This window comes from Synechocystis sp. PCC 7339 (genome assembly GCF_019924095.1).
Taxonomy (GTDB): Bacteria; Cyanobacteriota; Cyanobacteriia; order Cyanobacteriales; family Microcystaceae; genus Synechocystis.
On sequence record NZ_CP063659.1, the window covers coordinates 68,667 to 81,789 of the forward strand.

Genomic DNA, 13,123 nt, shown 5'->3' on the forward strand with positions numbered 1-13,123 from the left:
AAATCTCCTGGCACAGTTGAATAAACTTTCAGCAAATTAATCGAAGCCAAACCCATGAAACCCAAAGTGGCGATCGCCTGTCAGGGTGGGGGCAGCCAAACTGCTTTCACTGCCGGTGTGATAAAGGCTCTGTTCGAGAACAACATGCAAGATCACTTCGACATTGTGAGTTTGAGTGGTACTTCCGGAGGCGCTATTTGTGCCCTACTAATTTGGTATGCCCTCAAAAAAGGAGAAAATCCTGTCTGGAAAAGATTGCTTGATTTTTGGCTGGATAACAGCGCCCAAACTTATCAAGAAAGATTTTTTAATAATTTTGTCATTAAATCTCTGGAATTGACCAGCAAAGGTATATTTCCTCAGTATAGTGTTACTCCCTACTCTCCCCTAGCCCAAACTTGGTTAGCTTCAGCCACCCAAGGATTACGGAGTCGCTTTACCAATTTAGAAGAGTTGTTACAAGCTCATGTTGATTTTTCAGAACTAGAAACGTGGGGTAAGCAAATAGAGCCACCGGTACTTCTAATTGGAGCTTGCAATATTCTGACAGGAAAATTAGATAAGTTCAATTCTCGCCAGGAAGTCATAAGAATAGAGCACCTCCTTGCTTCAGCCTGTGTTCCAAATATTTTTCCCACCGTTGTTATTGAAGAAGGGGGTGAAAAAAAAGCTTACTGGGATGGATTATTTTCCGATAATCCTCCGATTCGTTCTTTATACAGGCAAGATTTTGTCGGTATTGAGAATATTCCCCAGGAAATTTGGGTGATTAAAATTAATCCAACCCAGGCCGATAAAATTCCCACTGATGCCGATGACATTGCTGATCGTCGCAATGAGTTAGAAGGAAATGTTTCTTTATTTCAAAGCTTAGATCAAATCGAATTTCTCAACTATCTATTTTTGAAAGGAGCATTTAAAGAAGAGTTTTTACTGGAAGCTGGCATCAAAGAGCCGTTGAAAATACCTAAATCTTTTCATGAAGATCCCGATCAACCCTATCATATACCAGTTATTGAAATGTCACCAGAATTGGCAAAAAAATTGAACTATGAAAATAAATTAGATCGTTGCCCAGAAAACATTAATCGGCTAATTGCTGATGGAGAAAAACAGGGAAAGAAATTTATCCAGACGAGACTTCAACAAATGAATATTCATTGATGATGAGCAAAAAATAAGATCTTTTGTTTAAGGAGCATTAAGACTAATCATTGTATTTCCTGTCGCTTTAATCCCTGCCCATGAACTAGCCCATATTCTTAATCGCTCCAATCCTCTGATCAGTCTAAAAAACCCTTGGTATTACTAGGAGATATTCCTTTATTTTCTATCGAAGCACCTTAAGAAAGTGTTTGAAAAGTACAAAGCTAGGTATTTATCCCCCTAAATCTCCTCACTAAAGCTCCGGCTTAAAAAGGGGGGATTTTGTGACATTTCCCTCCTTCCCAAGGGGGGCTAGGGGGAATTAGACAGCCAAAACTCAACTTTCCAAACAGGCTCTAAGGGAGATATTTATGACTTGATGTCAACCTTGTTATGATTATGGGTTTAATTCAAGGCAAACTAACCTGTAACTGTTGACAATGCTGAAAAAAATTTTTATTCTCCTCGTGCTATTGGCGATCGCCGGAGCGGGGCTGGGCTACTATTTTTGGCGCAGGGCAACCCAAATCCCAACTTGGTTTGAGGCGGAAACATCTACGCCATCCATTGCGACCCCGGCAAATTTTCTCCAGGAGAAGATTCGTCGGGAAGTGGCCCAAGAAAATAATGGCGATCGCCAGGAACCAGTTAGGGTCACCTTAACGGAAAAAGAATTGGGACAGGTTTTACAAGGGGAAGTGGGTCGTCAACTGAAGATGGAATCTGTACCCCGACTCCAAACCCAAATTAGGGGGGAATCCTTAGAAGTAGGCACGGTGTTGGACCCCCAAATACTGACCAATGCCCAACTATCCCCAGGGCAACAACGCATTGTCGATCAGGTTTTACCATTGTTACCCAGTCAAAATCAGCCCTTTTATGTCGGCATAGAAGGGGCACCTCAACTAGAAGCTGGGCAATTGATAATGACCAAAAATTCCCGCATTAAAATTGGTGAATTGAGCTTTAGCGTCGGGGATGTGGCCCAACGGTTAAACATTCCACCGGAGAAGTTAAACCAGTTACTGCAAGTAAATCTGGAGGAGTTAAATTTACAAGGCTTACAGATAGAAGATGGCACTGTGCAGTTGGAAGTTAATCCCCAGCGTTAATTTTTTCATTTCAGGTTATGGAATTAAATAAAATCATTGAGCATATCCCGTACAAAACTAGCAATGGGGATCGCCACTAAAATGCCCAATAATCCAGCCACCTTGGCTCCAATCATCAAAGAAAGTAAAATCCAGACGGGATGCACCCCAGTGACACGACCCAGTAATCTCGGGGCTAGGCCATTTTCCACCACCTGGTCCACCACAGTGGCGATCGCCAGGACTTTAATGCCCAACCAAATACTCTGAAAACTGGCAATAATACTGATTAAAACAATGCTAGTGCCTCCACCAAAAGGAAAAAAGGCCATAAAGCCCACAAACATACCAAACAGCAGGGCCAGGGGCACTTGAAAAATGCTCAAAGCGATAATTAAACTTACCCCCAGTAGGGCTGCCACGGTGGCTTGGCCAATGTAATAATTTTGAAAACTGTGGCGTAATCTTTGCCTTACCTTATGGCGCCAATCAATAGGTAACCAACGAAACATACCATCCCAAAATGTCTGTCCCCGCAGTAACAAATAGACGGTCATAATAAAAATAAAGCCCGCTTCCACTAAGCTACCTGCAGTCCAAATCAATAAATTTACTAATTGGTTAGTAATGGAGCGAATTTGGTTAGGAAACTCGCTGGACAGTTCCCGTCCCCAAGCACGAAAATTAGTGGGAATTTCCCATTGACTGCTTAAATTATCTAGGTTTTCTAGGTGGCGATCGCCCAGGGTATTAAGATGGGGTAAAAGCTGTAAAACAGTACGAATTTGATCTACTAGTTTGGGAATTATCAACAGACCAATCACTGCCAAAATAATCGCAGTAGTGAGCAACACCAATATCACTGCGTAGGGCAACTTCAGGCGGGGATATCGCTGCAGCCAACGCACCGGATAACCGAGGATGAAAGCGACCAGGTTGGCAATAATGAAAATTCTCAGGGGGGACTGAAAATAATCCAATATCTGCAGTAGCACCCAACCGTTGAGCAGGCAGAGGGGCAACGTTAGACCAATCCACAACCAACGGCGATCGCCAGGGGGCATACTGGGCCAATTCATCAAAAAATAAGATAGCTAAACAATCTCAGCGATGGTAATTAACCTAGACTAATCGATCGCTTCATAGTCACTGTAAATAGTTTCGTCCGAGTCAAAGTCAAACTCCTCCTCGTCATCTAAACCGTATACTGGAGCAGTTTCCACATAATCCATACCACCGGGATTGATGGTGCCATTGATCATGGTGCCCGGGGTCATGGTGATGGCAGGGGAAGTTGGAACCGCATTCAAGTTGGTTTCCAGCGGTTCAATCATTTGGCTCGCGCCACTGCTGGTTCCCTGAACAAAATTGGCAAATTCGTTACTACCAACCCCCTTGCCCTGTTGATATACTTCCGTACCAATCAGCAAAATAATCTGTCGGAATTCCTCCACCAAGGTCTGCAATTTCTCCACTGACGTATTGGGGGTTCGTAGGGCGATCGCCAATTGGTCCTTCTTCTGCTTACTGGAAGATTTGAGTTCTTCCCGCACCAGTTCGCCATTTTCCTGGAGTGTAGTCTCGTAGGTGTGGAAAAGGCTATCCGCTTGGTTCTGTAGTTCCATCATCCGCAGACGCAGTTGATCCTGGGCGGCATACTGTTCCGCCTCCTGGCGCATCTTTTCAATTTCTCCACCGCTCAAGCCACCGGTATGGCTAATGACAATACTCTGCTCCTTGCCTGTGCCCTGGTCCTGGGCAGAAACCTTGAGAATACCATTAACATCAATTTCAAAACTGACCTCAATTTGAGGCATTCCCCGGGGAGCGGGAGGAATCCCCGCCAGTAAAAATTTACCCAAGCTTTTGTTGTCCCTGGCCATGGCCCTTTCCCCTTGGATCACATGGATTTCCACCGACGTTTGCCCATCGATCGCCGTGGAAAAAACTTCTGATCGACTAGTGGGGATCGTGGTATTGCGTTCAATGATTTTCGTTGTCACCTCGCCCAAAGTTTCCAAACCTAAGGATAAGGGCGTCACATCCAACAGCAAAACATCTTCCACTTCGCCCCCAATTACCCCCGCCTGAATAGCTGCTCCTAAAGCCACCGCCTCATCGGGGTTAACGGAACGCTCCAACTGGCTATCGGGAAAAAACTCCTGGATAACCCGTTGAATGGCCGGAATACGGGTGGAACCTCCCACCAGAATTACCCGGTTGACGTTACTGGCTTTGATCTCACCATCGTCCAACGCCTGGGTGAGGGGAACCCTAGTATCCTCCAGTAATTGCTTAGTCAACTCCTCAAACTGACTCCGGGCAAGTTCCATCTCCAAATGTTTGGGCCCCGTCTCATCCGCTGTGATAAAAGGCAGGTTAATGGTCGTATTCAGCATGCTAGAGAGCTCAATTTTGGCCTTCTCCGCCGCCTCCCGCAGCCGTTGAATTGCCATTTTGTCAGTGCTCAGGTCAATATTTTCCTTTTGCTTAAAGGATTCCGCCATCCACTGGACAACACAATTATCAAAATCATCCCCCCCCAGGTGATTATTACCGGAGGTGGACAGCACTTCAAAGACCCCATTTCCCAACTGCAGTAGGGAAACATCAAACGTCCCCCCCCCTAAGTCAAACACCAAAATTAACTCTTCCGTTTCCTGCTTATCTAGTCCATAGGCCAAGGCCGCCGCCGTCGGTTCATTGATAATCCGCATTACTTCCAAGCCGGCGATCGTCCCCGCATCCTTCGTAGCTTGGCGCTGGGCATCGGTGAAATAGGCTGGCACCGTAATGACCGCCTGGGTAACCGGCTCCCCCAGAAACGCTTCGGAGTCCGCCTTTAGTTTTTGCAAAATCATGGCGGAAATTTCCTGGGGAGTATAGGACTGGCCCCGGATGGACACACTAACAGTATCGTCCCGCCCCTTGACGCAGTTATAGGGCACTCGAGAGCGTTCCTCCACTGTGTCGTCCCAACGCCGCCCAATGAATCGCTTAATGCTATACACTGTGTTTTCCGCATTGGTCACCGATTGACGCTTAGCCAATTGCCCCACCAATCTTTGGGAACCTTTGCTAAAGCCAACAATGCTTGGCGTGGTACGGCCCCCCTCCGTATTGGTAATCACAATGGGTTTACCCCCTTCCAACACAGAAGCACAACTGTTGGTGGTTCCCAAATCAATGCCAATGACTTTGCCCATAACTGCTGACCCCGAAAAACAATTGTTGACTTCTAAGTATTTTCTAGGAAAATTTAAGTCTTTTGATGCAAATTTAGACCATTCCGCCCCACTTGGTCATCCTTAGAACCAATTTTATGTTCACATTCCGTTCTGCCAATTCTCTAATGCTGAGGCGATCGGGGGGAACAGACAGGTCTCCAGATCTTGCCCAAAGACCAAAATCCCTGAAAAATGACCATGGTAAACCACTGCCCCCAGACCAATAAGCCCTAGGAGTTAGTGTCTTCTTCCCCGGACTCTACCCCCTCTTCCGGAGCCACTGCCACTTTAACCATGGAGTGACGCAGTACGATGTCGTCTAAAAGATAACCCCGCACTAATTCTTCAATCACCGTATCCTCAGGATATTCAGCGGTGGGTTCTCGGAGCATCGCCTCATGGTATTTGGGATCAAAGGATTTTCCCTCAGGACGCATGGGAGCTACCCCTAAACTTTTCAGGCTGTCCACCAGATTTTTGTAGACCCCTTGATAACTTTTGTGGATCAAATTTTCCCCGTCGGAGTTCGGCTTAATCTGAGTGCGAGCCCGCTCAAAATTGTCCACCACTGGCAAAAGTTCTGTGATAGTTCTCCCCTTAATAATTTTTGCTTGCTCTTCTTTTTCCCGTTGGGTGCGCTTGCGAAAATTATCAAACTCGGCAGCGAGGGCCACATAGCGTTTTTTGACGGAGTCTAGTTGCTCCGACTGCTCAGCCAATTCCTGACGATGGCTAGCCAGATCCTTTTGCAGGATGGCAATTATTTCTTCACTACTTTTTTCTTCCTCGACCTCATCCCCTGCTGGCCCAGCTTCCACATCGATTTCTGGGCTCTCCGACTGTTCCCCGGACTGTCCCTCTAACACGGCATCAGTAGGTTGAGGAGTTTCCTCCGGAGGAGCGGTGGGAATATCACCAGCCTCTGGGGAGACGGGGTTGGTTTGATTTTCGAGGGAAACTTGATCTTCGTTCATCGTATAAGGCGAAACCTAGTTGTACACTTTATCTAAGCGTAACTCGACCTGAAAAAAACTCCGAATTACAAATTAGTGGAGTTGTGACGATGTTATTTCAATTCAGGTGAGTTAGTGCAGCCATTTGACTAGACCAGGGGATTATGATTGGTAATAATCACCGATGGTCACCATTGGCTAGGGAATAGTTTACATTATACGAATCTGGGTAGGTCTTGCTATGACATCTTCCTCCTCTTCCAAGAAAAGCCGTGCCGTTGCCCTACGGAATTATTTTTCCCCCTTCGGTAATAAATTGGTGGCGGGGGGCCATGTGGATGCGGAACAGTTGCGACAGGCCCTGGTTCAGGTTAAGAAAACTGGACGATCTTTGCCCGAAGAGCTTAAGGCGGTCACTGGTCGGGAATTGTCTCCAGAACTACTAAGACAGTACAAAAAAAATCAGTTATTTGAGCTCAAAGTACTCTATGGCGTGGACAGTGTCGATCCGGAGGTTGCTCCAGTTGCCACCCAGCAGATGGCGGAGTTGATCGGCCGATTTTTCCCTTTGGATACCTGTCGGCGCTTCAAGTTTCTTCCCCTAGCCCAGCAGGATGGGGATCCTCCCAGTGTGTTGGTGGCCATGGTAGATCCCGATAACTTGGCCGCCCAGGATGAGCTGAACCGGATTTTGCGGGTCAAGGGTTTTGAGTTACGCCGTTTGGTGGTTACCCAGGATGATTTTAACCAACTCCTAGACCAGTATTATTCCATCCGGGATGAGTGGGAGGCGGCCCAGGAGAAAAAAGATCACGAAAGGGCCCTTGATAAACTAAATGATTTGACGGATATTGTCGGCTCCATCGACATGAATTTGTCCGAGGATAAGGATGACGTTGATAATGCGCTGGATTCTAACGACGCCAACCAAGCTCCGGTCATTAACCTAGTTAATAAAATTTTGGCTAAGGCTTTACAGGAGGGCACTTCCGATATTCACGTTGAGCCCCAGGAAGAAACTCTGAGAATTCGTTTCCGTAAGGATGGGGTTTTAAACCAGGCTTTTGATCCTCTGCCCCGGAAGATTACCCCCGCAGTGGTGGCCCGTTTCAAAATTATGGCGGACATGGACATTGCCGAAAGGCGATCGCCCCAGGATGGCAAAATTCGCCGTATTTACCAGGGTAGGAAAGTGGATTTCCGGGTTAACACCCTACCAAGTCGCTATGGAGAAAAGGTTTGTTTGCGGATTTTGGACAACTCCGCTACCCAACTGGGTTTGGATTTCCTGATTACTAACCCTGAAACCCTACAAACGGTGCGGGAGCTGGCCGCCCGGCCCTATGGCTTGATGTTGGTGACGGGGCCTACCGGATCGGGGAAATCCACCACTCTGTACTCTGTACTGGCGGAACGCAATAGTCATGAGGTGAATATCAACACGGCGGAAGATCCGATTGAGTATGCTCTACCGGGCATTACCCAGGTGCAGGTGATTCGGGAAAAGGGTATGGATTTTTCCAATATTCTGCGGGCCTTTATGCGCCAGGATCCCGATGTGATTCTGGTGGGGGAAACCAGGGATAAGGAGACGGCAAAAACCGCCATTGAGGCGGCTCTGACTGGACACTTGGTTCTAGGTTCTAACTACTCTCCACACCAATGATGCGGCGGGGGCGATCGCCAGGTTAGATGAAATGGGAGTGGAACCGTTTATGGTTTCTGGGTCGTTGCTGGGGGTGCTGGCCCAACGGCTAATGCGGAAGGTTTGTACGGAATGTCGGATTGCTTACCATCCCACTAAGGAAGAATTATCTCGCTTTGGGCTGTCTGCTTCCGGGGATGAAGTGGTTACTTTTTATAAAGCCAATACCCTTAGTCCCGATGAGATTCATTTGGCGCGGCAACAAGGCAGTTTATGCCAAAAATGCAGTGGTAGTGGTTATAAGGGCCGGGTGGGGGTCTATGAGGTGATGCGTAATTCTGAGCGTATTGCTGAGTTGATTAACCAAGGGGCCACCACTGATCGCATTAAAGACTGTGCAGTGGAAGAGGGCATGATTACCCTATTGGCCTATAGTCTTAATTTGGTGCAGGAAGGCTACACCACCTTAGAAGAAGTGGAACGGGTCACCTTCACCGATACCGGACTAGAGTCGGAAATGCGGGCTAAGCGCAAGAGTGCCTTAACCTGTCGTGTCTGTGCGGCGGAACTGCAACAGGAATGGCTTGATTGTCCCTATTGCATGACTCCCCGTTTTAGCTAAATGGCAGTTCAGGGGAGCGGGGACTTCGTTTAGTTCGTTGACTGTGGAGATGAGCAGTCCCTCCCATCCTTTACCATTTGCTATGCTAGATCTTAGTGCCCTTTCCGCAACAACTCGGCCCTATTTTGCCACCGTGGCCCGGGGGCTAGAGGAGATCGCCGCCCAGGAATTGAGTCAATTGGGGGCAGAACAGGTAAAGCCGGAATTTGCTGGGGTGGCATTCATGGGTGATAGAGCTTTGCTGTATCGCATTAACCTCTGGTCTCGGTTAATCTACCGGGTGCTGATGCCCATGGCCACGGTCAAAGCCTTTAACGCCCAGGATCTATACCGTAGTATCAACAAAATAGATTGGGATGAATATCTCAGCCTAGACCAGACCATACAAATTAACTGCACTGGGAAAAATCCCCAGCTTAACCATAGCCACTTCACCGCCCTCCAGGTGAAAAATGCCATTGTCGATCAACAGCGCGATCGCCATCAACGCCGCTCTAGTGTTGACCTGGAGCAGCCAGATATTGTTATCAATGCCCACATTCACCAAAACCATTGCCAACTTAGCCTCGACAGCACCGGCTTCAGTTTGCACCGTCGGGGTTATCGTCCAGCCATGGGGCAAGCTCCCCTCAAGGAAACCCTGGCTTCTGCTTTGCTAACCATCGCAGAATGGAACCCGGAACACCCCCTCTATGATCCCCTCTGTGGCTCTGGCACATTTCTGTTGGAAGCAGGGCTGCAAAGTTTAAACATTGCTCCTGGCAAATTCCAGCCTGGTTTTTGTTTCCAGCAATGGCCCGATTTTGACCAAGACCTCTGGCAATACCTCCTTGAGGAAGCTAAAGCCGGGGAAAAAGATACACTCCAGGCCCCCCTGTGGGGCAGTGATGGCGATCGGGAGGTAATTCAGGAGGCTCAAAGCAATGCCCAACAATGTCAGCTAGGGGGAAAGATCCATTGGCAACAACTCAATTTTGCCGACATTGAACCACCGGCCCCCGAAGGGGTGCTAATTTGCAATCCTCCCTACGGCAAGCGCATTGGCCAAGCAGAAGCTTTGGGAGATTTTTATCAACAAATAGGGGATGTGCTCAAGCAAAGATTTAAGGGCTGGACGGCCTTCGTTTTGAGTGGTGACAAGGCTTTGACAAAACGCATTGGGTTGAGAACCTCCGCCCGTTTTCCTATTAATAATGGTGGTCTACCCTGCACTCTGCTGAAGTATGAGCTTTATTGATTTTCCTGGCAAGGCGATCGCCAAAACTTTCTGGCAAAAAACATAGCCAATGGAAAAATTTGGTCGTGAATTGTGGCCCATGGCGCAAAATTAGTTAAGACCAGTAGAATCGGACCTTTACCGCCATGAAGTTTATCCCCAGCTTGTTTGCCCTGGCCACAGTCATTGTTTGTCAGCCCCGGGTTTTTGCTTTTGAGCCAGCGGAAACTATTAAAGTCGACACCATCCTCAAAACCGAAACTAGTTGGGATGGTCAACCCCTGGCTTATCCGGAAGGACAGGCGGAAATCACCGGCATGATCATCGAAATTGCCCCCGGGGCCGAAACTGGTTGGCATTCCCATCCGGTACCCTCCTTTGGGGTGCTTATGGAAGGAGAATTGGAAGTTACCCTCCTGGATGGTCAAAAAAAGTTAATTAAAACGGGGGAAGCCATTGCTGAGGTGGTCAATACAGTACACAATGGCCGCAACGTTGGTGACGGCCCTGTCAAGATTCTGGTGTTCTATGCGGGAGCAAAGGATTTACCCATAACGGTGAAAGAGCAGAATAATTAAACTCCTCAAGAAAACTGAAGTACCCATTTCCAAGGGTTAAATGGAAAAATTACCCCGGTTTTCAAACCCCATCTCCCCAGAGTAAGAAAAACCGATAAACTAGGCACAGTGGTCATCTAGCAACCATGGGGTTTCTTTCCCAGGGCGATCGCCTAGAATTTTGGCTTTTGGCCAGCTTCGTATTTTTCGGAAATGTATGTTTAATTGGTTCCGTCGTCAGTTTGGTAAAGATAATACTGTCCCCGAGTCTGCTCCCCCGGAAGGGGCGGAGGTTAGTCCTGAATTGGCACCGGAGGTAATGCAAGCAGAAGCGGAATCCCCCAGTGAGGAAGATGCCCAAAAGGTGGAATTAGCTACTACCGCCCCGGAGGAACCAAATCCCACCACTGCCAACCCGGACGATTATCTCCAATGGGCCAAGGCGGCATACCAAAATATTCAAGCCCGCAAAGCAGAAACCGTTGCCCCGCCGGACTCCCCTACAGAGACAACGGTGGAGGAGAAAACAGAAACGAATGAAGCGGAAGCTGATGTTATTCCCTTGGCATCTGGCCAACCATCGGCAACAGTGACGGCGGAAGATAGCCCCACTGCTCCGGTGAAAGAAGCAACGGGCCCCGCTTGGTTACAAAAATCCGATCGCCTGGAGGCATTAAAAGAAACGGCGGTGGAAGAGGCCACGGTGGCGGGCACTCTCACCGCTGAATCCATGGCCATTGATGATGACTTCATCTGGTCAGCGAAAGTTTTGGCGGCCCAGGGGCGATCGGCGGCGGACGTGTCCGCAGAAGAAATAGATTGGCTGAAGAAACTGCGCCAGGGCCTGAGCAAAACCAGGGTTAACTTGGTCAATCAGCTTAAGTCCATTGTGGGCCAGGGACCCCTCAACGAAGCGGCGGTGGAGGAAATTGAAGCCATATTGCTCCAGGCCGATGTGGGCATTGAAGCCACCGACTACATCATTACCACCCTCCAGGACAAGTTGCGGGAGGAAGCGTTGCCGCCGGAACAGGCCATTGAATTTCTCAAGGAAATTTTGCGTTCCATCCTCGATCGCCCTTTATTATCCCTACCCAGTCCTGAATTTGCCCCGGAAGCGGAAGGATTGAATGTCTGGTTATTAACGGGGGTTAACGGAGCTGGCAAAACCACCACGATTGGCAAGCTAGCTTTTATGGCTAAACAATCGGGCTATGAATGTGTCATTGCAGCGGCGGACACTTTTCGGGCGGCAGCGGTGGAACAGGTGAAAGTGTGGGGAGAAAGGAGTGGCGTCCCGGTCATTGCTAACCCTGGGCAAAACACTGACCCGGCGGCGGTGGTCTATGACGGCATTAGTGCGGCCCAGTCTCGTAACGTTAATCTACTGTTGGTGGATACGGCGGGGAGATTGCAAAATAAGAAAAATTTAATGGACGAGCTGGCTAAAATTCGTCGCATTATCGACAAAAAAGCCCCCAATGCCACCGTAGAATCCCTATTGGTACTGGATGCCACCCTGGGGCAAAACGGTTTACGCCAGGCGGAAGTATTTGCTGAGGCCGCTAAATTGAGCGGCGTGGTGCTGACCAAGTTAGATGGCAGCGCTAAGGGAGGAGTGGCCCTGGCGGTGGCCCAGCAGTTGAATCTGCCCATTCGTTTTATTGGAGCAGGGGAAGGCATTGAGGATTTGCGCCCCTTTTCCAGCTATGAATTTGTTGAAGCCCTACTAAACGGTTAATATTTTTGTGCTAAGAGCGACCAATGATCGATCGCCGTTTTTTGAGTCTAATCCTGCCCTGGATGGTTGGTCTTTGGGGGGACGGGATCCGGAAACCATCAAACAATTAATGCCTTTTTGGGAGTGGTTTTATAAATACTATTTCCGAGTGCAGACCAGTGGCTGGGAAAATTTACCGCCGGAACAGGTTTTGCTCGTGGGGTCCCATAATGGCGGCCTTTCTTCGCCAGACATGGTGATGATGATTTACGACTGGTTTCGTCATCAGGGTTTGCACCGCCCCGTGTACGGTTTGATGCATCCCACCGTTTGGAAAATGAGCCGTCCAATGGCGGAATTGGCCGTTAAAGTGGGGGCTGTCCAAGCTCACCCCAAAATGGCGATCGCCGCTCTGCAATCTGGTGCCAGCGTGCTGGTTTATCCCGGTGGAGCCCAGGATGTGTTTCGTCCTTTTAACCAACGCCACCAAATTTATTTTGCCGGTCGCAAAGGTTTCATCAAATTGGCTCTGAGACAGCGGATACCCATTGTGCCGGCGATAGCCGTTGGCTCCCACGAAACTCTGTTAGTTATGGGAGATTGCTATGACCAGGTTAAATATCTCCACAGCCTTGGCATGCCTTGGTTATTGGATGTTGATCCGGTGGTTTTTCCCATCTATTTGGGTTTACCCTGGGGTCTAGCGTTGGGCCCTCTACCCCATGTGCCCCTACCGTTAACTATGCACACCCGTATTTGTCCACCGATCTACTTTGAGCGTTACGGCAACGACGCCGCCAAAGATAAGGATTATGTGGAACATTGTTATCAACTGGTAAAAACTCAGATGCAAGAGGAATTGGATAGCCTGGCTGAAACCGCCAAAATTTTGCCTTGGTGAATCAAATTAACCCGATCGCACCAAGTGGGAAAATCTAACCATGCC

The 13,123-nt window shown here is 48.4% G+C and carries 9 protein-coding genes and 1 pseudogene; 7 read left to right on the top strand and 3 right to left on the bottom strand.

The genetic code is table 11. The features are described from left to right. The first annotated feature begins 66 nt into the window (after positions 1–66). Together IQE94_RS00375 and IQE94_RS00380 are read left to right on the top strand one after the other, a co-directional pair. Positions 67–1,164 (top strand): patatin-like phospholipase family protein, encoded by a 1,098-nt coding sequence (locus tag IQE94_RS00375; RefSeq protein WP_223342467.1) that lies wholly within the window; start codon positions 67–69, stop codon positions 1,162–1,164. Between the two features lie 422 nt (positions 1,165–1,586). After that, positions 1,587–2,258: a hypothetical protein gene (locus IQE94_RS00380; protein WP_212721525.1), complete on the top strand. Its 672-nt coding sequence runs from the start codon at positions 1,587–1,589 to the stop codon at positions 2,256–2,258. Positions 2,259–2,281: 23 nt separating this feature from the next. Here the strand turns inward: IQE94_RS00380 and IQE94_RS00385 are convergent, their stop codons facing one another. From IQE94_RS00385 to grpE, 3 genes are all read right to left on the bottom strand, one after another. Then, complete coding sequence (locus IQE94_RS00385) at positions 2,282–3,316, bottom strand: AI-2E family transporter (RefSeq protein WP_212721528.1); 1,035 nt, start codon at positions 3,314–3,316, stop codon at positions 2,282–2,284. A 48-nt stretch (positions 3,317–3,364) separates the two neighbouring features. Next, a complete protein-coding gene (gene dnaK / locus IQE94_RS00390; RefSeq protein ID WP_212721531.1) occupies positions 3,365–5,443 on the bottom strand; it encodes a molecular chaperone DnaK in 2,079 nt (692 codons plus the stop codon). A 251-nt stretch (positions 5,444–5,694) separates the two neighbouring features. After that, on the bottom strand, positions 5,695–6,438 hold the full coding sequence (grpE, locus tag IQE94_RS00395; RefSeq protein WP_212721534.1) for a nucleotide exchange factor GrpE: 744 nt from the start codon (positions 6,436–6,438) through the stop codon (positions 5,695–5,697). A gap of 220 nt (positions 6,439–6,658) precedes the next feature. Here grpE and IQE94_RS00400 point away from each other — a divergent pair. From IQE94_RS00400 to IQE94_RS00420, 5 genes and pseudogenes are all read left to right on the top strand, one after another. Continuing rightward, positions 6,659–8,684, top strand: a pseudogene (locus IQE94_RS00400) (GspE/PulE family protein). 82 nt (positions 8,685–8,766) lie between these two features. Continuing rightward, a complete protein-coding gene (locus IQE94_RS00405; RefSeq protein ID WP_212721538.1) occupies positions 8,767–9,921 on the top strand; it encodes a class I SAM-dependent RNA methyltransferase in 1,155 nt (384 codons plus the stop codon). Positions 9,922–10,046: 125 nt separating this feature from the next. Beyond that, positions 10,047–10,478, top strand: a complete 432-nt coding sequence (locus IQE94_RS00410) for a cupin domain-containing protein (protein ID WP_212721541.1) — start codon at positions 10,047–10,049, stop codon at positions 10,476–10,478. Positions 10,479–10,674: 196 nt separating this feature from the next. After that, a complete protein-coding gene (ftsY, locus tag IQE94_RS00415; protein ID WP_212721543.1) occupies positions 10,675–12,198 on the top strand; it encodes a signal recognition particle-docking protein FtsY in 1,524 nt (507 codons plus the stop codon). 7 nt (positions 12,199–12,205) lie between these two features. Then, complete coding sequence (locus IQE94_RS00420; protein ID WP_212721545.1) at positions 12,206–13,078, top strand: lysophospholipid acyltransferase family protein; 873 nt, start codon at positions 12,206–12,208, stop codon at positions 13,076–13,078. The last annotated feature ends 45 nt before the right edge of the window (positions 13,079–13,123 follow it).